The sequence below is a fragment of the Halomonas sp. V046 genome, assembly GCF_052645355.1.
The window spans coordinates 105,380-125,642 of the sequence record NZ_JBQXYF010000010.1; the positions used below are offsets into that span (position 1 = coordinate 105,380).

At 65.5% G+C, this 20,263-nt stretch carries 15 protein-coding genes; 11 read left to right on the forward strand and 4 right to left on the reverse strand.

Translation table 11 applies throughout. From position 1 onward, the window contains the following. Positions 1–203: 203 nt before the first annotated feature. The 4 genes from ACUN9Y_RS14865 (at position 204) to ACUN9Y_RS14880 (ending at position 5,450) form a co-directional block, all read left to right on the forward strand. Complete coding sequence (locus tag ACUN9Y_RS14865) at positions 204–1,484, forward strand: aminotransferase class III-fold pyridoxal phosphate-dependent enzyme (protein WP_445461591.1); 1,281 nt, start codon at positions 204–206, stop codon at positions 1,482–1,484. 205 nt (positions 1,485–1,689) lie between these two features. After that, complete coding sequence (locus ACUN9Y_RS14870) at positions 1,690–3,186, forward strand: CoA-acylating methylmalonate-semialdehyde dehydrogenase (RefSeq protein WP_445461499.1); 1,497 nt, start codon at positions 1,690–1,692, stop codon at positions 3,184–3,186. Between the two features lie 342 nt (positions 3,187–3,528). After that, positions 3,529–4,524, forward strand: a complete 996-nt coding sequence (gene ubiU / locus ACUN9Y_RS14875) for a ubiquinone anaerobic biosynthesis protein UbiU (protein ID WP_445461500.1) — start codon at positions 3,529–3,531, stop codon at positions 4,522–4,524. A gap of 8 nt (positions 4,525–4,532) precedes the next feature. Then, positions 4,533–5,450, forward strand: coding sequence for a U32 family peptidase (locus ACUN9Y_RS14880; protein WP_445461501.1), 918 nt, complete (start codon positions 4,533–4,535; stop codon positions 5,448–5,450). A 54-nt stretch (positions 5,451–5,504) separates the two neighbouring features. Here ACUN9Y_RS14880 and ubiT read toward each other — a convergent pair whose 3' ends face one another. From ubiT to hemN, 4 genes are all read right to left on the reverse strand, one after another. Then, the gene (gene ubiT / locus ACUN9Y_RS14885) at positions 5,505–6,029 is read right to left on the reverse strand and encodes a ubiquinone anaerobic biosynthesis accessory factor UbiT (protein WP_445461502.1); all 525 of its coding nucleotides are present in this window, start codon (positions 6,027–6,029) and stop codon (positions 5,505–5,507) included. Between the two features lie 474 nt (positions 6,030–6,503). Next, positions 6,504–7,322 (reverse strand): ribonucleoside-diphosphate reductase, encoded by an 819-nt coding sequence (locus ACUN9Y_RS14890; RefSeq protein ID WP_445461503.1) that lies wholly within the window; start codon positions 7,320–7,322, stop codon positions 6,504–6,506. A gap of 54 nt (positions 7,323–7,376) precedes the next feature. Next, complete coding sequence (locus ACUN9Y_RS14895) at positions 7,377–9,488, reverse strand: adenosylcobalamin-dependent ribonucleoside-diphosphate reductase (RefSeq protein WP_445461504.1); 2,112 nt, start codon at positions 9,486–9,488, stop codon at positions 7,377–7,379. 228 nt (positions 9,489–9,716) lie between these two features. Next, the gene (gene hemN, locus ACUN9Y_RS14900) at positions 9,717–11,102 is read right to left on the reverse strand and encodes an oxygen-independent coproporphyrinogen III oxidase (RefSeq protein WP_445461505.1); all 1,386 of its coding nucleotides are present in this window, start codon (positions 11,100–11,102) and stop codon (positions 9,717–9,719) included. Positions 11,103–11,596: 494 nt separating this feature from the next. On the opposite strand from hemN, the gene ACUN9Y_RS14905 reads away from it, so the two are divergent. From ACUN9Y_RS14905 to ACUN9Y_RS14935, 7 genes are all read left to right on the forward strand, one after another. Continuing rightward, positions 11,597–11,926: a c-type cytochrome gene (locus ACUN9Y_RS14905; RefSeq protein ID WP_445461506.1), complete on the forward strand. Its 330-nt coding sequence runs from the start codon at positions 11,597–11,599 to the stop codon at positions 11,924–11,926. Positions 11,927–12,020: 94 nt separating this feature from the next. Further along, entirely contained in the window at positions 12,021–14,264 is a 2,244-nt protein-coding gene (locus ACUN9Y_RS14910; protein WP_445461507.1) for a 4Fe-4S binding protein, read from the forward strand. 3 nt (positions 14,265–14,267) lie between these two features. Further along, positions 14,268–16,154 (forward strand): TAT-dependent nitrous-oxide reductase, encoded by a 1,887-nt coding sequence (gene nosZ, locus ACUN9Y_RS14915; protein WP_445461508.1) that lies wholly within the window; start codon positions 14,268–14,270, stop codon positions 16,152–16,154. Between the two features lie 50 nt (positions 16,155–16,204). After that, positions 16,205–17,596, forward strand: coding sequence for a nitrous oxide reductase family maturation protein NosD (locus ACUN9Y_RS14920; protein ID WP_445461509.1), 1,392 nt, complete (start codon positions 16,205–16,207; stop codon positions 17,594–17,596). After that, on the forward strand, positions 17,593–18,564 hold the full coding sequence (locus tag ACUN9Y_RS14925) for an ABC transporter ATP-binding protein (RefSeq protein WP_445461510.1): 972 nt from the start codon (positions 17,593–17,595) through the stop codon (positions 18,562–18,564). The genes ACUN9Y_RS14920 and ACUN9Y_RS14925 overlap by 4 nt, the downstream gene beginning before the upstream one ends. Further along, positions 18,564–19,385: an ABC transporter permease gene (locus ACUN9Y_RS14930; RefSeq protein WP_445461511.1), complete on the forward strand. Its 822-nt coding sequence runs from the start codon at positions 18,564–18,566 to the stop codon at positions 19,383–19,385. The genes ACUN9Y_RS14925 and ACUN9Y_RS14930 overlap by 1 nt, the downstream gene beginning before the upstream one ends. 18 nt (positions 19,386–19,403) lie before the next feature. After that, entirely contained in the window at positions 19,404–19,937 is a 534-nt protein-coding gene (locus ACUN9Y_RS14935) for a nitrous oxide reductase accessory protein NosL (RefSeq protein WP_445461512.1), read from the forward strand. The last annotated feature ends 326 nt before the right edge of the window (positions 19,938–20,263 follow it).

Here is a 20,263-nt window from a genome sequence, read left to right on the forward strand (position 1 = left end):
TTCGGTTTTCCTCACGTGAACGACAACAAAGTTTAATTTTACCAACCCTAAAGCGAGACCATGCTCAGTCCAGGCAGCGACTGCCCACTCAACCCACCAGAGGGAGACTCGCCATGCTGGCCTTCGACGCGCCCCACTCCGCCGCAAGTACCGATGCCCGCCCCCAGGGCCAGGCCAGCGGCGCGCTCAACCACCACTTCTGGATGCCGTTTACCGGCAACCGCGATTTCCACGCCAATCCGCGAATGATCGAGCGCGCCGACGGTCGCTACTTCATCGACGACAAGGGGCGCCGCCTGTTCGACTCGCTGTCGGGGCTGTGGACCTGCGGCGCGGGTCATAATCGCGAGGAAATCCGCGACGCCGTCTCGCGTCAGCTCGGCAGCCTGGACTACGCGCCGAGCTTTCAGGTCTCCCACCCACTGGCCTTCCAGCTGGCCGAGAAGGTTGCCGGCATCACGCCCAAGGGGCTCGATCACGTCTTTTTCACCGACTCGGGGTCGGAAGCCGCCGATACCGCGCTGAAGATGGCCAAGGCCTACTGGCGGCTCAAGGGCCGCCCGGAGAAGACTCGCCTGATCGGCCGCGCCAAGGGCTACCACGGGGTCAACATCGGCGGCACCAGCCTCGGGGGCATCGGCGGCAACCGCAAGCACTACGGTCAACTGCTCGATTCGAGCCACCTGCCCCACACCCTGCAGCCGAGCCTGGCCTTCACCCGCGGCCAGGCCGAGACCGGGGCCGAGCTCGCCGACGCCCTGCTCGAGCAGATCGCCGTGCACGACGCCTCGACCATCGCCGCGGTCATCGTCGAGCCGATGTCCGGCTCCGCCGGGGTCATCGTGCCGCCCAAGGGCTACCTCGATCGCCTGCGGGCGATCTGCGATGCCCACGATATCCTGCTGATCTTCGATGAGGTCATCACCGCCTTCGGCCGCAGCGGTGCCCGTACCGGCGCCGAGGCCTTCGGCGTGACGCCGGACATCATGACCGTGGCCAAGCAGATCACCAATGGCGCGGTACCCCTCGGCGCGGTCATCGCCTCAGGCGACGTCTTCGACACCTTCATGCACGGCGGCGGCCCCGAGCATGCGATCGAGTTCCCCCACGGCTACACCTACAGCGGCCACCCGGTGGCCTGCGCGGCGGGACTCGCCGCCCTCGAGATGTTCGAGCGCGAGGACTTCCCGGCCCAGGTGCGGGGCATTTCCCCGGCCTTCGAGACCAAGCTGCACGCGCTCAAGAGCCATGCCCATGTGGTGGACATTCGCAACTTCGGCCTGGCCGGTGCCATTCAGCTCGCCCCCCGCGATGGCGATCCGTCGATCCGCCCACGCGATGCCCACCTGGCCCTGTGGGAAGCCGGCTTCTACGTGCGCTTCGGCGGCGATACCCTGCAGTTCGGCCCGCCCTTCGGCACCACCGAGGAAGAGCTCGAACGGCTGTTCGACGCCGTCGCCACGACCCTGGACGGGCTCACCTGAGAGCCACGGAAAACGCCCCCTCGGGGCGTTTTCCACCGTTTTTCGACAGCCTGTCGACAGTTCTTATACCGGCCATCCACAGGGTTATCCACAAGCGCGCAGCACCCGGCCGATGACGCGCTCAGTCGCGTAGACTCGCCACAGGCATACCACTTCGTCATGTGGCCGCCGCGGCGGCCCCAAGATTCTTCTGGAGGATTCCCTAATGCAGCACGTAAGCCACTGGATCAACGGCGAGCACCTGGCCGGCGACGGTCGTCTCGAGATCTCGAACCCCGCCACCGGCAAGACCATTCGTACCCTGGCCGACGGCAGTGCCGCGACCGTCAAGGCCGCCATCGAGGCCGGCCAGGCCGCCTTCCCGGCCTGGCGTGATACGCCGCCGGCCAAGCGCGCCCAGGTGATGTACCGCTTCAAGGCGCTGCTCGAGCGCGACGCCGAGCGCCTGGTCCAGCTGATCAGCGAAGAGCACGGCAAGACCGTCGAAGACGCCATGGGCGAGCTTAGGCGCGGCATCGAGAACGTCGAGTACGCCTGCGGCGTGCCGGAGCTGCTCAAGGGCGAGTACTCTCACAACGCCGGCCCCGCCATCGACGCCTGGTCCAACTTCCAGCCGCTGGGCGTGGTGGCTGGCATCACGCCGTTCAACTTCCCGGCCATGGTGCCGCTGTGGATGTACCCGATGGCGATCGCCTGCGGCAACGCCTTCATTCTCAAGCCGTCGGAAAAGGACCCCACCGCCGCCTTGGCGGTCGCCGAACTGCTCGAGGAAGCGGGCCTGCCCAAGGGCATCATGAGCGTGGTCCAGGGCGGACGCATCACCGTCGAGGCGCTGCTCGATGCGCCCGAGGTCAAGGCGATCTCGTTCGTCGGCTCCACCCCCATCGCCGAGAGCCTCTATGCCCGCGGCGCCGCCGCCGGCAAGCGTGTCCAGGCCCTCGGTGGGGCCAAGAACCACGCCGTGGTGCTGGCCGACGCCGACATCGAGAATGCCGCCAATACCCTGATGGGCGCCGCCTACGGCAGCGCCGGCGAGCGCTGCATGGCGATCTCGGTGGCGGTCTGTGTCGGTGACGACACGGCCGACCGTCTGATCGAGGTCATGCGCCCCAAGATCGATGCACTGAAGATCGGCCCGGGCACCGACAAGGGCCTGGACATGGGCGCACTGGTCACCGCGGAGCACCGCGACAAGGTGCTCGGCTACGTCGAGAAGGGCGTTCAGGAAGGTGCCGAACTCGTCGCCGATGGGCGCGAGCTCAAGGTGCCGGGCCATGAAAATGGCTTCTTCGTCGGCGGCTGCCTGTTCGACCGGGTGACCCCGGAGATGACCATCTACCGCGAGGAGATCTTCGGCCCGGTGCTGTGCGTGGTGCGCGTTGCGAGCCTCGATGAGGCTATCGCCCTGACCAACGCCCACGAATACGGCAACGGCACTTGCCTGTTCACCCGCGACGGTGAAGCCGCGCGGCGCTTCGCCGATGCCATCGAAGTCGGCATGGTCGGCATCAACGTGCCCCTGCCGGTGCCGGTGGCGAGCCACAGCTTCGGCGGCTGGAAGCGCTCGCTGTTCGGCGACCTGCACGCCTACGGCCCCGACGCGGTGCGCTTCTACACCCGGCGCAAGGCGATCTCCCAGCGCTGGCCCTCACCCTTCGAGACCACCCAAGCCGAGTTCCACTTCCCCTCCGGCGGGCATTGATCGTCCGGCAGTGGTAATTCTTGCCGAAACACCAACGGGCCCCCACGGGGCCCGTTGCATGAATAGCCTCACCGCCAAGGACCGGATCGCCCCTGCGCTAGCCTCCTGTCCACCTCCTATCCACCTCCTATCCACCTTCTATTCACGGCCTATCCACCCCCTATCCACCGACGCGTCACAGGCCGCCACCAGGTTGTTCACAGGCTTGCCCACACCGCATCGCCGCCTTAGTCGGGGCATCAAGGCTCACAATACCGCTCCCATACGGGGAACCTGATACGCATCAAGCCCCCGCCTGCGTGTCGGCGCTAGCATGACGCCATCCTTCTGTTGGAGTTCGTCATGGAACTGGTGTGTCCCGCGGGTAGCCTGCCCGCCATGAAACGGGCCGTGGATGAAGGGGCCAACGCGGTCTATTTCGGCTTCCAGAATGCCACCAATGCGCGTCAGTTCGCCGGACTCAACTTCACCGAGAAGCGCGCTCGGGAAGGCATCGAGTACGCCCAATCCCGCGGTTGTCGGGTGTTTTGCGCCATCAACACTTACCCCCAGCAGCAGCAACTGGTGCAGTGGCAAAGCGCGGTGGACCAGGCCGCATCGCTCAAGGTCGACGCCCTGATCCTGGCCGACCCGGGCCTGTTGGCGCACGCCGCCGACCGCCACCCCGATATCGCCCGCCATCTATCCGTGCAGGGCTCGGCCACCAGTCACGAGGCGCTACGCTTCTATCACCGCGAGTTCGGCATTCGCCGGGCGGTGCTGCCTCGCGTGTTGTCGATCCATCAGGTGCGCGATCTGGCCCGCCATTCGCCGGTGGAGCTCGAGGTATTCGCCTTCGGCAGCCTGTGCATCATGGCCGAGGGACGCTGCTATCTATCGTCCTATCTCACCGGCGAGTCGCCCAACACCCACGGCGTGTGCTCACCCGCCGCCCATGTGCGCTGGGAAGAGACCGATCAGGGCCGCGAATCGCGCCTCAACGGTGTGCTGATCGACCGCTACCGGCCCGATGAACAGGCCGGCTACCCGACCCTGTGCAAGGGCCGCTTCGAGGTAGACGGCAAGGTCGGCCACGCGATCGAGGCGCCGACCAGCCTCAATACCCTGGACCTGCTGGCCGAGCTCGACGAGCTCGGCATCAAGGCGGTCAAGATCGAGGGGCGCCAGCGCAGCCCTGCCTACGTGGCGAGCGTCACCAAGGTGTGGCGCCAGGCGCTGGATCACCTTGCCGCCAGCGGTCAGGACTACCGCCCCCAGGCCGATTGGACGCGGGCGCTAGCGCCCCTGGCCGAAGGCTCCACCCACACCCTCGGCGCCTACGAGCGCGACTGGAAATAGGACTCGGCATGACCACGCCTTCACTTTCCTTGAGCCTCGCTCCGGTAGCCTTCTACTGGACCCGGGAGCAGTACTTCGACTTCTACGAACGCGTCGCCGCCTGGCCGGTGGCCGGCGTGACCCTGGGCGAGACCGTGTGCTCCCGGCGTCGCGACATGAAGCTCGCCGACTGGCTGGCGATCGGCCGCCACCTGGCCGCCGCCGGTAAGCAGGTGACCCTCGGCTCCCAGACCCTGATCGAGTCCAACGCCGACCTGCGTGATCTTGCCAAGCTATGCGACAACGGCGACTTCATGGTCGAAGCCAACGACATGAGCGCCGTGCAGCGGCTCTCGGCGGCGGGCCTGCCGTTCGTCGGCGGCCTGGCGCTGAACCTCTACAACGTACCGACCCTGGCAATACTCCAGCGCTCGGGCATGTCCCGCTTCGTGGCACCGGTGGAGTTGCCCGGCGCCGATCTAGCGACGCTGCTCGGTGCGGCGCGCCAGGCCGGACTCGCTCTGGAGTGCGAGGTGCTGGCCTACGGCCACCTGCCGCTGGCCTGGTCGTCGCGCTGCTTTACCGCGCGCCATCATCAATACCCGAAGGACCGCTGTCAGTTCGTGTGTCAGCGCTACCCCGAAGGTCTGTCGCTCGCCACTCAGGACGACAGCCGTCGTCTGTTTACCTTGAACGGCATCCAGACGCTGTCGGGGGCCTGTCAGGATCTGCGTCACGAGCTTGGCGCCATGGCAGAGATGGGCGTCACCACGGCGCGACTGAGCCCCCGTGCGACGGCCATGGACGAGATTGTCGACGCCTTCGATCGCGCCCGCCATGGCCACCTGGCATCGCCGTCACCGCTGAGTCTGGTCGACGCCGAGCTGTGCAACGGCTACTGGCACGGCCAAGCCGGCATGGACCTGGCGCCGGCGGCCGGTATCTAACTCGCTGCCAGCCGCTCCGGCACCGTGGCCTGCCTCCTTCTCCCGTCGATCGGCTCAGCGCGAGCCAGAGGTCCAGCGCTGGAGGCCGGTCAGGGCCTCGGCCAGCCGGGGGTGCAGCAACGCCATCTCCTGCCCATCGAGCAGGTTCTTCAGCGTCAACCCAAGCTCCGTGTCGCCCTCCAGACACAGGCGACGCTGGAAGAACAGGCTGTCGGGATCTTCTTCGCGATTGGCCAGGCAGACGAATTCCCGCCAGCCGCCCTTCACCTTGGCCTCCCACGGCAAGTGAGTGGCGTGCAGGCGCCCGGCGTCCAGCGTCAGCGTGACGGCGAGGGCCAGATCATCGATCTCCAGGCACACCCGGCGCCCCTCCAACACATCGAACTCGCCCTCGGCCAAGGGCTCGGCCAGGGTGCGATTCAGCCACGGCTCGAGGCTCGCCCGCAGCAGCGGCAAGGGCAGCGGGCCGAGGCGTCGCATCAACGACAGGTGCAGGCGGTGGGGCAGGCGGATCAGCGAGGCCGCGCCGGCCGACGGCAGCGATGGCACAGACAAGGAGGCAAGCGGAGAGAGCGACATGAGCAGTCCTGGGCGAGGTGATGGAGTACCGCAGGACTATGCTAACGACGCACCGAGTGTAGGTTCATGATATCCATCAAGTCAGACGGGCTCTGCTTGGTAACGAGCCTGCATCTTTTCACCGCCGGCCCTTGCCGCCCTCGACTAACCGATACCACCACTGCAGAGCGAGCCCCCGGCCGCCCTCGCCTGAATGGGCTGGCACACCCGCCGCCGAGCCCACCCTCGAAGTCTGCTACACCGCAAGGGCATGCACGCGCTTTTTTTCTCAGTTCATACAGCGGTGCTGCCCTTGCGGCAGCCCGATCTATCATCTGACCGGCTCAGACGCCGGCGACCCCCGGCCTTTTCGGGGCTCCGGGCTACCGCCACGCCGCTAGCCATTATTGATGGCGCCCCTACGACACTGGGCCCCATCGGGGCCCAGTGTTCGGTCGTCGCTGTCGAGGTTCGGCGCTGTTCAGCCGCACTTCGTCAGCCGCACTTCGACCAGCCGCAGCCGGCGTAGCAGGTCGGGCAGCCGTCCATCATGATCAGCTCGCCGCGACACTCCGGGCAGTGGCCAACCACAGCAGGGCCCGCGCCCTGGGCCGCGTCTTTGTCGCCGTTTGAGCCAGAGGCGAGCGCCGAGGACGTCCCCCCCAGGGGCTCGACGGCGCCGCCGGCGGCGCTCTCTTCCTCGACGTCGGCCGGGAACCAGCCATGGCCCGAGGCCTGACGCTTGGCGAAGCGGCTGACCAGGTCTTCGACCGCGACCTGGTTGCCGTCGATATCGAGGAAGCCGCGACGATAGAGGATCTGCTGGATCGACCAGGCGATGGCGGCGACCTCGGAGTCATGGAACATCGGCTTGCCCCAGCGGTTCATGCCGCAGCGCACCAGGCCCTTGTCCCAGGCCACCTTGCGCAGGTCGGCCACCGCCTGGGTGACGTAGCCACCGCGCGCCGCCAGCGACAGGCTGCGCATGGTGGCGGTGATCCACTGGTGCTCGCTGGACAGCTGCCCGGAGGGGAAGAAGAACTCCACCGGACGCTCGATGATCACCCGCTGACCATTGAGCACCCCTTCCACCGGCATGAACGACACCAGCAGATAGACCTTCTTGCGGCCTTCGGCGCCGACGTAGGAGATCTTCTCCGAGACCGCCTCGAGCGTGCCTTCCGGACGCGAGGCGATGCGCATGGTCAGCGGATTTTCCTCGGGCAGGGCGGCGGGAGCGGGCGCCGGGGCCGGGGCCGGCTCCGCGCTCTTGACCCGGTAGCCCACGATTTTCGCGTTGATTTCGACGGCCATTACAGGGCTCCTGAACGAAGGTGAAGGTGTTGAGTGATTGACGCCACGAGGCGCTTACCATTTGCCATAGGTGCCCTCCTTCAAGGCGTCGTACAGGTTGGCGGCGTTATGCTCTTCACCGTCGTAGATCACCGTTTCATCGCCCTTGAGCTCGAGGCTCTCGCCGTTGTCCAGCTCGAACACGTAGGTGGTGTTCTTCAGGTCATCTTCACGCACCAGCACACCCTGGAAGGCCTCGGGGTTGAAGCGGAAGGTGGTGCAGCCCTTGAGCCGGCTCTGGTAGGCATCCAGGTACAGGTCCTTGAACGCCGCGAAGGGAAAGTCGGTGGGCACGTTGACGGTCTTGGAGATCGCCGAGTCGACCCAGGCCTGGGCCGCGGCCTGCACCGCGACGTGCTGGGTCGGTGTCACCGAGTCGGCGGTGATGAAGTACTCGGGCAAATCGCTCTCCACCGCATCGGCGTGCATGAAGTGGCGGAAGGCCGCCAGCTCGAAGGACACCACCTCGACCTGCTCCTTGGTCTTCTTGCCGGCCTGGATGACGTTGCGGAAATAACGGTGCGAGAACGACGGCTCGATGCCGTTGGAGGCGTTGTTGCCAAGCGACAGGCTGATGGTGCCGGTGGGCGCGATGGACGAGTGGTGGGTGAAGCGCGCGCCGTGCTCGGCGAGCTCGGCGACGAGCCCGGGCTCGACCTCGGCCACCTTCTGCATGTAGCGGCTGTAGCGCGCGTGCAGAATGCGCCCGGGCACCTTGTCACCGGCCTCGTAGCCATCCTGGGCAAGCTCGGGACGGCTGCGCAGCATCTTCGGCGTCAGCTCGAATTCCTGCTCGAGGATCGGGGCCATGCCCTTTTCCTTGGCAAGCTCGAGGGCCTGCTTCCAGCCCTCGACGGCCAGTACCCGGCTGACCTGCTCGGTGAAGGCCAAGGACTCCGGTGAGCCATAAGGCATCTTGAGCATGGTCATGGTCGAGCCCAAGCCCAGAAACCCCATGCCGTGGCGGCGCTTGGCCTCGATTTCCTTGCGCTGGCCATCCAGCGGCAAGCCACTGATCTCGACCACGTTATCGAGCATACGAGTGAAGATCGCCACCACCTCCCGGTAACGATCCCAGTCGAAGCGCGGCTTGTTGCCGAAGGGCTCGATCACGAAACGCGTCAGGTTGACCGAGCCCAGCAGGCAGGCGCCTTCCGGCGGCAGCGGCTGCTCGCCACAAGGGTTGGTGGCGCGGATTTCCTCGCAGAACCAGTTGTTGTTCATGCGATTGACCTGGTCGATCAGGATAAAACCCGGCTCGGCGTAGTCGTAGGTGGAGCTCATGATCGTATCCCACAGCTCACGCGCCTTGATCACTTCCACCACGCGACAGGCCACGCGCCCCTCGCCATCCACCGTATAACCGTCCTCGATCACCGGCCAGTCGCGGTAGATCAACTCGTCTTGCTTCACGTCGTCCTTCTCGCCGCCGTGAAGGGGGAACGCCAGGGGCCAGTCGGCGTCGTGCTTGACCGCTTCCATGAACTCGTCGGTGATCAACAGACTCAGGTTGAACTGACGCAGGCGCCCGGCCTCGCGCTTGGCCTCGATGAAGTCGCGTACATCCGGGTGGCCGACGTCGAAGGTGCCCATCTGGGCGCCACGACGGCCGCCGGCGGAGGCCACCGTGAAGCACATCTTGTCGTAGATATCCATGAACGCCAGGGGGCCGTTGGTGCCGGCACCGGCGCCGAACACGAAGGCACCCTTGTGGCGCAGGGTCGAGAACTCATAGCCGATACCGCAGCCGGCCTTGAGGGTCATGCCGGCATCCACGACGCTGTCGAGGATATCGTGCATGGAGTCGCGGATGGTGCGTGACACGGTGCAGTTGATCAGGCTGACCGCGGGCTTGTAGCCCTCGGCACCGGCGTTGGACATGATCCGCCCGGCCGGCACCGCGCCCTGCTCCAGGGCCCAACGGAACTTGGGCAACCAATGCTTGGCGTTGTCGCCTTCGACCGCGGCCAAGGCCTTGGCCACTCGCTCCCAGGTCGCCTTCAGGTCGCCGTCGACGGCCTCGCCGTGACGGTCCTTCAAGCGGTACTTGGAATCCCAAATGTCATACGAGGGGCCCTGCATGGGTACCTCCTGCGACAGCGCAGCGGCCTTGGCAGATGTGGTCATGCGTAATACTCCGATCATTCCCGGCGGAAAAAGGTCAATAACGGCGCGAAGCGCGCTTGGGCAAAGCCAAGCCGCCACCACCATATATAGTAAAAAATTTGCCAGGCGGCACAATATAAAGGAAAAATCGGGCCATGGAAGACCCGAATTTCAATTAACGAATCGCTGATATTTGGCGAGCGCTCGACAAACCCCGACGCCACGGGCGTGGCGGCGTTCTGCCTCGCCCTAGACCGTGCGCGAGTAGCGACCGGGGGTCGCAGCGAGATAGGCGTCGAAGGCCATGGCCACGTTGCGCAGCATCAGCCGCCCGGCCTCGAGCACTCGAATCCTGTCGTTCTTGATTTCGATCAGGCGATCCTCTTGAAGCTCAGCGAGGCTCGCCAGCGAGCCGGCGAAGTGGTGGGAAAAATCGATGCGATGGCGCGCCTCGATCTCGGTGAAGCTCACCTCGCCGTGGCACATCAGCTGGGTGATGACGTCGGCACGCAGGCGGTCCTCGTCGCTCAGGCGATAGCCGCGCAGCACCGGCAACTCGCCGGCGTCCAGGCACGCCTGGTACTCCTGGGTGGTCTTGACGTTCTGGCTATAGGCCTCGCCCACCCGGCCGATGGAGGTGACGCCGAGGCCGATCATGTCGCACTCGGCGCGGGTCGAGTAGCCCTGGAAGTTGCGCTGCAAGGAGCCGTCCAGGCGCGCCAGGGACAGCTCGTCGTCCGGCAGCGCGAAATGGTCCATGCCGATGTACACGTAGCCCGCCCCGGTCAGCCGCGCGATGGTCAGCTCCAGCAGCTCGAGCTTGCGCCCCGGCGGCGGCATGTCTTCGTCGCGAATGAGTCGCTGGGCCTTGAACAGGCTCGGCAGGTGGGCATAGCTGTAGGCAGCGATACGATCGGGTTTGAGCGCGATCACCTTGGCCAGGGTCGCAGCGAAGCTGTCCACGGTCTGCAGCGGCAAGCCGTAGATCAGGTCCACCGAGATCGAGGCAAACCCTGCCTCGCGCGCGGCGTCCATCAGGGCGGCGACCTGCTCTTCGCTCTGGATCCGGTTGACGGCTTTCTGCACCTTGGCATCGAAATCCTGAAGGCCGAAGCTCAAGCGGTTGAAGCCCATGGCCTTGAGCTCATGGATCTGCTCGGGGGTGACAGTGCGCGGATCGACCTCCAGGGAAAACTCGCGCTCGGCCTCGGGGGCGAAACGGAAGGCCTGGCCGAGGGCGTCGATCAATTCACGCAGTTGGGCGTTGGTCAGGAACGTCGGCGTGCCGCCGCCCAGGTGCAGCTGAGTCAGCTCGCGACCGTCATCGAACAGCCGCGCCTGGAGCGCAATCTCGCGCTTCAGATACGCCAGGTACTCGGCGGCCCGCTCGCGGTTGTGGGTGATGATCTTGGCGCAGGCGCAGTAGTAGCACAGGCTCTCGCAGAACGGCACGTGCACGTACACCGACAGCGGGCGCGGCTCGGCCACCGCCTGGCTGGCATCCACCGCCGCGCGATAGTCCGCGATACCGAAGCCATCGCTGAAGTGCGGCGCGGTCGGGTAGGAGGTGTAACGCGGGCCAGGGCGATCGTACTTTTCGACGAGGGAGCGCTGAAACGGCAGATGATTGGACATCGGGCGGAGCCTCTGTGACAACGAGAGGCGGAAGGTCGACGTCCCGCTGTCCAGCGCCAACCCGCGCCACACAGCGGACCCTGCCCCCGCCTGGTGGCGCCATTATCTCACGGGCCTGTGCATATCTCGGCCAACGATGAACCCCGACATGATCTGCATCAATTCCTCACGACGCGGGGCTATCGATGGCCCGGCCCGGCTCCACCGCTCCCGGCTGCGTGAGCGCCCGGCGCCGCGTCCAGACTGGCCACCGCCTGTGCCAGGGTGCGCGCATGCTCGACTTCATGACACCGGTCAGGCCGAGCCCCGCTCCCGGCTGGCACAGGGCGGCATCTTGATGCGGATCAACTCCTCCTGATAGTTCCTTGCTCATACTCCTTTGCACGCAGGAGCCCATCTATGCGTCGGGATGCGTCTCCGGACAGGCCCCGCAATCGCTCGAGGTCGACGCAACAGCGACTGGCGAGCGCCTACACCGCATGAGGAGAACCACGATGAAAAGGCTGTCACTGGCTGCACTACTCGGCGCAAGCGTCTTCGCCTTGGCCGTCACCGCCGACGCCCAAGCCGCCGGCGATGCCGCTGCTGGGGAAGGCAAGATCGCCGCCTGCGCCGCCTGTCACGGCAGCGATGGTATATCCACCGCTCCGATCTACCCGAACCTCGCCGGCCAGCACGCGCCTTACCTGGAAGGCGCGCTCAAGGCGTACCGCGAAGGTCAGCGCGGCGGCGGCATGTCCGCCATCATGGCGCCCCAGGCTACCGCCTTGTCCGACCAGGACATCGCCGATATCGCGGCCTACTTCGCGAGTCTCACCCCCTGAACGACGGCTAGCCCAGCACTCCGGCTAGCGCCCCGGCTCACGCCGGGGCACCCTTCGCCACTTGTTGGCATAGGCTCCATCACGAGGGCTATCCATGCGCTCACCTCCCCCGAGAGGCGACGGACACTCGCGCGCCTCGCGCTCCCGTTCGCCAACCCGGTTGCACCACCTGCCGCTGCTCCTGGCCGGATTACTGATCTGGCTGCTGGGCGCCACGTCGACCCAGGCCCTGGAGTTCGATCAGTACCCCGGGGAGCTCGGCAGCGCCCGGCTCGATCTCGCCCTGCTCACGCCCGCTTTTCCCGGCGCCAATCGGATAGCCGATGCCGAGACACCGGACCTCGAGTGGCCGGTCAGCGCGGTCTATCACGACGACGAACTGCTCGGCTACGCCTTCGAGAGCGCTCAGGTCACGCCGATACCCGCTTACTCCGGCAAGCCGGTCAATCTGCTCATCGGCATCGACCTGGATGCCAAGATCACGCAAGCCAAGGTCCTCAATCATGCCGAGCCGATCATGCTGGTGGGCATTCCTCAGCAGAAGCTCGATGACTTCGCTGGCGCCCATGTCGGTGCCCGGGTCACCGATCGCTTAGCGGTGGGCGAAGGGCTCGATGCGATCTCAGGCGCCACGGTCACGGTCATCGTGGTCAACGACACCATTTTGCGGGCGGCCCGCCAGGTCGCCGCCGCGGTCGGTCTGATCGCCGATCCCAGCGCCGCTCCCCGGGCCACGGTCAGCCCCGAGGTCTTCAGCGCCGAGAGCTGGGCTACGCTCACCGCCGACGGCAGCATCGGCCACCTGCGCCTGACCAACGGCACGGTAGATGACGCCTTTATCGGCACCCCCGCCGAGCACTATCTGAACAACGCAAAGGGCCCCCGCGACGCGACGTTCATCGATCTCTACTTCGCCTACCTCGATGCCCCGACCATCGGTCGCAACCTGCTCGGTGAGCGCGGCTTTGCGGCGCTGATGAAAGGCCTTGAGCCCGGCGAGCACGCGGTCGTGGTGATGGCCTCCGGTGACTATTCCTACAAGGGCTCGGGTTACGTGCGCGGCGGCATCTTCGATCGTATTGAACTGGTGCAGAATAACGCCACCATCAGCTTCCACGACCGCGACCAGAAACGCGTCAATCGCTTCGCCCTGGACGATATGCCCGCCTTTAGTGAGCGCGACATCTTCATCATCCGTGAGGCGGCAGACTTCGATCCGGGCAGCCCGTGGCAGCTCAACCTGCTGGTACGCCGCGCCTCCGGCCCGCTGAGCAATGAATTTACCCGGTTCGAGGCCGACTATGCCCTGCCCGAGGCCTACCTGGAACGGCCCCAGCCTGTCACGCCGACGCCACTGTGGATGAAGGTCTGGCAAGACAAGACGCCGGAGGTCATCGGCCTGGGCATCGGCCTCGTTACGCTGACGCTGATCCTGGCCTTCCAGGATGCGCTGGCCCGTCGCCCGCGGCTGCTGCGCCCCCTGCGTACCGCCTTCTTGATCTACACCCTGGTGTTCGTCGGCTGGATCGCCCTGGTACAACTGTCCATCGTCAACCTGCTCGCCCTGGTCCATTCGCTGACGCATCAGTTCCAGTGGTCCGCCTTCCTGATCGACCCTTTGATGTTCGTGATGTGGACCTTCGTCGCCATGACGCTGGTGCTGTGGGGTCGCGGCGTCTATTGCGGCTGGCTGTGCCCGTTCGGTGCGCTGCAGGATCTGGTCAACCGTGTGGCTCGCTACCTGAAGGTGCCTCAATTCGAGCCCTCCTTCGCTCTCCACCAACGCCTGTGGGTCATCAAATATCTGGTGCTGTTCGCCCTGGTCGGGGTGTCCTTCTACTCGCTCGGCGATGCCGAGCGGCTGGCCGAGATCGAGCCATTCAAGACCGCCATCACCCTGCACTTCATGCGCGACTGGGGCTTCGTTGCCTACGCCTTGGCGCTGATCGTCGCCTCGGCATTCACCCACAAGGCCTACTGCCGCTACGTCTGCCCACTGGGCGCCGGACTCGCCATCGGTGGCCGCCTGCGCCTGTTCGACTGGCTCCGGCGTCATCGCGGTCACTGCGGCACGCCCTGCCAGATCTGCGCCCACGACTGCGAAGTGGCGGCGATCCATCCCGATGGGCGCATCGATGCCAGCGAATGCCACTACTGCCTGGACTGCCAGATCACCTTCGACGATGACCAGCGCTGTCCGCCCCGAGTCAAACGCCGCAAGCGCATCACCCGGGACACCAGCCACGCAGGCGCGGACGCCACAGTTGACGCAGCACCCCGCGGAGCCCAGCGCCACCTGGCTGACCCGCGACGTATTCCCTGCCAACAGGAGCACTAAAAGATGAGTGAAGACAACAGCAGCATCCAGAACCTGGCCCGTCGCCATTTCCTGCGCAACAGCGCCGTCACCGGCGTGGCCGGTGCGGGTCTCGCCAGCGGTGTCGTGGGAGGCGTCGGCGCCAGCGCACTGTTGGCAAGCCCGAGCGCCAAGGCAGCGGATGGCGATGCCTTCGTGGCACCGGGTGACCTGGACGAGTACTACGGTTTCTGGAGCGGCGGTCACTCCGGTGAGGTGCGGATACTGGGCATTCCGTCGATGCGCGAACTGATGCGCATCCCGGTGTTCAACACCGACAGCGCTACCGGCTGGGGCATCACCAACGAATCCAAGCACATCCTCGGCGAGTCGAGCCGCTTTCACAACGGCGACGCCCATCACCCCCACGCCTCGATGACTGATGGCAGCTACGACGGCAAGTACCTGTTCATCAACGACAAGGCCAATACCCGAGTGGCGCGGATCCGCCTCGACATCATGAAGACCGACAAGGTCACCACCGTGCCCAACGTCCAGGCCATCCACGGCCTGCGCCTGCAGAAGGTGCCCTACACCAAGTACGTGTTCGCCAACGCCGAGTTCCCGATTCCTCAGCCCAACGATGGCCGCGGCCTGACCGACTCCGCGAACTACTTCACCATGTTCAATGCCATCGACGCCGAGAGCATGGAGGTCGCCTGGCAGGTGATCGTCGACGGCAACCTGGACAATACCGACGCCGACTACACCGGCCGCTTCGTCGCATCGAGCTGCTACAACTCCGAGAAAGGCATCACCCTCGCCGAGAGCATGCGTGCCGAACGCGACTGGGTGGTGGTCTTCGACGTCGAGGCGATCGAGGCGGCGGTGAAGGCGGGCCAGTTCGAGACCATTGGCGACTCCAGCGTCCCGGTACTCGACGGGCGTCACGGCTCGTCCCTGACGCGTTACATTCCGGTGCCGAAGAACCCCCATGGGGTCAACACCTCGCCAGATGGCAAGTACTTCGTGGCCAACGGCAAGCTCTCGCCGACGGTGTCGATCATCGCCATCGACAAGCTCCCCGAGGTGTTCGACGGCACGATCGAGCCGCGTGATGCCGTGGTCGCGGAGCCGGAACTGGGCCTGGGGCCATTGCACACCACCTTCGATGGCCGCGGCTTCGCCTACACCACGCTGTTTATCGACAGCCAGGTGGCGAAGTGGAACATCGAGGATGCCATCCGCGCCTACAACGGCGAGGACGTGACCTACATCACCCAGAAGCTCGACGTGCACTATCAGCCAGGCCACAACCACGCCAGCCTCACCGAGACCCGCGACGCCGATGGCAAGTGGCTGGTGGTGCTGTGCAAGTTCTCCAAGGACCGCTTCCTGCCGGTGGGCCCGCTGCACCCGGAGAACGATCAGCTGATCGACATCTCCGGCGACACCATGAAGCTCGTCCATGACGGCCCGACCTATGCCGAGCCCCATGACGCCATCATGCTGCGCGCCGACCAGGTCAACCCGATCCAGGTCTGGGACCGCCAAGATCCGTTCTTCGCCCCGACCCGGGCCATGGCCGAGGCCGATGGCATCACCCTGGAAAGCGACAACAAGGTCATTCGCGACGGCAACCAGGTACGCGTCTACATGACCTCGGTGGCGCCCCAATACGGCATCACCGAATTCACCGTCAAGCAGGGTGATGAGGTCACGGTAGTGGTCACCAACCTCGACCAGGTCGAAGACCTGACCCACGGCTTCTGCATGGTCAACCACGGCGTGTCCATGGAAATCGGGCCGCAGCAGACCGCCAGCGTCACCTTCGTCGCCGATCGCCCCGGCGTGCACTGGTACTACTGCAACTGGTTCTGCCACGCCATGCACATGGAAATGTTCGGTCGCATGCTGGTCGAAAAAGCCTGATAGCCGGTACGACAGCGGGCGCCGAATCTCGGCGCCCGCCAGGAGGCCCCATGACACTGCTCCTTTCGCGACGTTCTCGTGGCCGTGCCGAGGTATGGCCGGCAGCCTACCGCTCTCTCTATCATCACCACATCATTCACGCCTTCTGTGCTGCGCTGATGGTCGTCGGCCTCGCCGCGCCCGCCGGCGCCGCTAGCCTGATCATCGACTCCGGCCAGCCACTCCAGGCCTCGATCGACGCCGCCGCCCCCGGCGATGAACTGCACCTGTCCGCGGGGCGCTATCGCGGTGCGATTCGCATCGACAAGCCGCTGGTGCTCGTGGGCCCGACAGGCACTGCACCGGCCATCATCGACGCCGGCGGCCATGGCACCGCCATCACGGTGGTGGCTCCCGCCGTCACACTCGATGGGCTGCACATCGAACGCTGGGGGGCGGATCTGACGACCATGGATGCCGGCATCGCGGTACGCCGCGAGGCCAGCGGCGCGCTCATCCGTCACTGCGATCTCAAGGGCCCAGGCTTCGGCATCTGGCTCGACGGCGTCAGCGACGCCAGCGTCACCGACAACCGCCTGCGAGGCGAGCCTTCGCTGCGCTCTCAGGACCGTGGGAATGGCATTCACCTGTTCAACGTCGACAACGCCCACGTGGTCGGCAACGACATCCGCGACGTCCGCGATGGCATCTACATCGATACCAGTCATGACAGCCTGCTCGAGAACAACCGTCTCGAAGACCTGCGCTACGGCGTCCACTACATGTACGCCCATGACAACACGCTCAGGGGCAATGTGACCCGACATACCCGCACCGGCTACGCACTGATGCAATCGAGAGGACTCACCGTCGTGGGCAATCGATCTCTCCAGGATCGCAACTACGGCATCCTGATGAACAACATCACCGATAGCCAGATCCTCGATAACACCATCGCCGGTGTCCGCCAACCCCGCGACGAGCGAGGAGAGGGGGACGTCAACGGTGGCGACGGCAAGGCGATATTTATCTACAACGCCCAGTTCAACCGCATCGAAGGCAACCGCCTCGAGGACAGCGATATCGGGATCCACCTGACCGCAGGATCGGAGGACAATCGCGTCGTTGGAAACGCCTTCGTCGCCAACCGCCGTCAGGTCAAGTACGTCGCCACCCGCGCCCAGGAGTGGTCTGTCGATGGACGCGGCAACTACTGGAGCGACTATCTTGGCTGGGACCTGGAGGAGGATGGCATCGGCGATCGTGCCTACGAGCCCAACGATGCCATGGATCGACTGCTGTGGCGCCACCCTTCGGCGCGGGTGCTGATGGATAGTCCCGCGGTGCTTGCGCTGCGCTGGGTGCAGCGGGCGTTTCCCGTGTTTCGCCCCCAGGGCGTCAGAGACAGCGCCCCGTTGATGCAGGCCCCCAAGCCTGCCATGACGAAGAGGACAGCGTCATGACCGCCGTTGTGATGTTCGACAATGTCAGCCTGCACCAGGGCGCCCAGCGGCGCCTGTCGCATCTCGATCTTCAGGTGGCTGAAGGCGAGGTACTGGCGCTGCTCGGCCACAACGGTGCCGGCAAGACCACCACCATGAAGTTGGCGCTCGGGTTGCTGTCGCCGAGCCAGGGGCGGGTCGCGGTGCTGGGTCAGGCCCCCGACGCCGCCGGCGCCTTCAGCCGGCGGCGCACACTCGGCTACCTGCCCGAGAACGTACGCTTCTATGACCACCTGAGCGGCCTGGAGACGCTGACCTACTTCGCCCGTCTCAAGCGGCGTCCGTCCAGCGAGGTGATGACGCTCCTCGAGCGCGTTGGCCTGGTGGACGCCGCCTCACAGCGGGTCAAGACCTACTCCAAAGGCATGCGCCAACGTCTGGGACTGGCCCAGGCGCTGCTCGGTGGCCCCCGCCTGCTACTGCTCGACGAGCCGACCACGGGGCTCGACCCCGTCGCCACCGCTGAGGTGTACGACAGCGTGGCCGAACTGCGCGCCGGGGGCACCACGGTGCTGCTGTCTTCGCACCTGCTGCCAGGCGTGGAGTCGTGTCTCGATCGCGCCTTGATTCTGTGCCGCGGCCACCCGTTGGCCATTGGCGATCTCGCGGGCCTGCGCCGCCACGCCGACCTGCCGCTGACCATTCGCCTGACGGGTGCCCCCCAGGACCTGTCACTGCGCCTGTGCCGGGCCGGTATCGATGCAGGGGTCACCCCAGCGGCAGACGGCATCACCCTCGTCACCCTGGCGCCCGCGGCCAAGCTGGCGGCCCTCAATATGCTCAGCGCCCTGCCCGGCCTGAGAGACCTGGACCTGTCCATGCCCACCCTGGAAGACGTGTACCGCCATATCACCGTCGGTCCGACCGGCGTCGGTGCACGACCGACGTCGTCGACGCCCCGCCGTGATCCGGTCGAGGAGATGCGCTAATGCCGCCCGTCATCATCATCGCGGCAAAGGAATTTCGCGATGGACTACGCCACCGCTGGGTGGTCGCCATCGCGTTGATTCTGGCGCTTTTCGCCACCGGTATCGCCGCCTTCGGCGCCGTCGCCAGCGGCGGCCTCGGCTTCACCGCCCTATCCACGACCCTGGCCAGCCTGACCACCCTGGCGGTGGTCCTGATTCCGCTGATCGCCTTGATGCTGGCCTACGACGCCATCGTCGGCGAACAGGAGAACGGCACCCTGTTGCTGCTGCTGACCTATCCCCTGCCTCGTTCGAGGCTGCTGCTCGGCAAGTTTCTTGGTCATGCCACGGTACTGGGGACCGCCACGCTGATCGGCTTTGGCGTGGCCACGGCGGTCATTGCGGTGGCCCAGGACGACGCCTCGATAACGGCGCTGTTCGCCGGCATGGGCCGCCTGATCGGCGCGGCCTGCCTGCTGGGTTGGGCATTTCTCGCCATGGCCTACCTGATCAGTACGAGCGTTCAGGAAAAGGCCAGGGCCGCGGGGCTTGCCCTGATCACCTGGTTCTTCTTCGTGCTGGTGTTCGACCTGGGGCTGCTGGCCCTGCTCGTCGGCATACGCCAAGGCGGCGACTGGTTGCCCTGGTTGATGTTGGCCAACCCCGTGGAGTGCTTTCGCCTGCTGATGCTCGGCGGGGTAGACAACGGCCATGAGGTGGGGCTTACCGTCCTGGGCCAGGCCGGTGGCTTCTCCACGCCGCTGCTGGCGGCGACGCTAGCCGCCTGGATCATCGTCCCGCTGTCGCTTGCCATCCGGCGCTTCCAGCGCCGCCCTCACTGACCCTCTCGACGAGACATCATGATGCCCAACCGCCTCAAGCCACTCGCCTCCCTGGCGCTGGCCGCCGCCCTGCTGGCCGGCTGCGACGCCTCCTCATCGCCGGCCGCCCTCGCCGGCCCTGAACCGATCACCGACGCCGACATCTGCCACGTGTGCGGCATGCTGGTCGCCAACCAGCCTGGCCCCAAGGGCGAGGTCTATCTCAACCATGACCAGCAGGCGCGCAAGTTCTGTTCGACGCTGGAAATGTTCATCTTCCTGCGCCAACCCGACAACGCAGCACAACTGTCCCACGCCTGGGTTCACGACATGGGGCACACCGACTGGGATCATCCGGCCAACGATGCCTTCACCCGCGCTCGCGATGCCTGGTATGTGGTAGGCCACCGGCGCCGCGGCAGCATGGGCCACACCCTGGCATCCTTCGCTACCCGCGCCGACGCCGAGACATTCCAGCGCACCTATGCCGGAGACCTGAAGCGATTCGATGATATCCAATTGGCGACGCTGACGGCGCTAATGCACGAACCACGCCCCCATAACTCCAAATAGCCATAATATATACGCCTAAATACCCCTCGCCACTGCAGCGGGCTATCGACACGCTGCCTAAAACAATCGCCGCCACCACTCTCGAACAAATACCGACCCAGCCCAGAACAAGATGAACATCTCATTGTAAAACCAAATAAAAAAATAAAGTTCGCGGTGAAAGACAGGGGCAGGAAATGCGCACCCCTGGCGCGCAGCCAGGCTCCTGATACCTCATACCTATTGTGCCGAACAGTTGAAAACCACTATGCCGCAGAAGTTAAGCGATGATATGGGTCAGTAATATTCTAGGTTCACGTGGGAGTTTTGCTCATCATGCGCCAGAT

Excerpts from the sequence above, each read along its gene's own strand:
- ACUN9Y_RS14865 (WP_445461591.1), top strand. The coding sequence starts at position 204 with ATGCCGTTTACCGGCAACCGCGATTTCCACGCCAATCCGCGAATGATC.
- ACUN9Y_RS14870 (WP_445461499.1), top strand. The coding sequence starts at position 1,690 with ATGCAGCACGTAAGCCACTGGATCAACGGCGAGCACCTGGCCGGCGAC.
- ubiU (WP_445461500.1), top strand. The coding sequence starts at position 3,529 with ATGGAACTGGTGTGTCCCGCGGGTAGCCTGCCCGCCATGAAACGGGCC.
- ACUN9Y_RS14880 (WP_445461501.1), top strand. The coding sequence starts at position 4,533 with ATGACCACGCCTTCACTTTCCTTGAGCCTCGCTCCGGTAGCCTTCTAC.
- ubiT (WP_445461502.1), bottom strand. The coding sequence starts at position 6,029 with ATGTCGCTCTCTCCGCTTGCCTCCTTGTCTGTGCCATCGCTGCCGTCG.
- ACUN9Y_RS14890 (WP_445461503.1), bottom strand. The coding sequence starts at position 7,322 with ATGGCCGTCGAAATCAACGCGAAAATCGTGGGCTACCGGGTCAAGAGC.
- ACUN9Y_RS14895 (WP_445461504.1), bottom strand. The coding sequence starts at position 9,488 with ATGACCACATCTGCCAAGGCCGCTGCGCTGTCGCAGGAGGTACCCATG.
- hemN (WP_445461505.1), bottom strand. The coding sequence starts at position 11,102 with ATGTCCAATCATCTGCCGTTTCAGCGCTCCCTCGTCGAAAAGTACGAT.
- ACUN9Y_RS14905 (WP_445461506.1), top strand. The coding sequence starts at position 11,597 with ATGAAAAGGCTGTCACTGGCTGCACTACTCGGCGCAAGCGTCTTCGCC.
- ACUN9Y_RS14910 (WP_445461507.1), top strand. The coding sequence starts at position 12,021 with ATGCGCTCACCTCCCCCGAGAGGCGACGGACACTCGCGCGCCTCGCGC.
- nosZ (WP_445461508.1), top strand. The coding sequence starts at position 14,268 with ATGAGTGAAGACAACAGCAGCATCCAGAACCTGGCCCGTCGCCATTTC.
- ACUN9Y_RS14920 (WP_445461509.1), top strand. The coding sequence starts at position 16,205 with ATGACACTGCTCCTTTCGCGACGTTCTCGTGGCCGTGCCGAGGTATGG.
- ACUN9Y_RS14925 (WP_445461510.1), top strand. The coding sequence starts at position 17,593 with ATGACCGCCGTTGTGATGTTCGACAATGTCAGCCTGCACCAGGGCGCC.
- ACUN9Y_RS14930 (WP_445461511.1), top strand. The coding sequence starts at position 18,564 with ATGCCGCCCGTCATCATCATCGCGGCAAAGGAATTTCGCGATGGACTA.
- ACUN9Y_RS14935 (WP_445461512.1), top strand. The coding sequence starts at position 19,404 with ATGATGCCCAACCGCCTCAAGCCACTCGCCTCCCTGGCGCTGGCCGCC.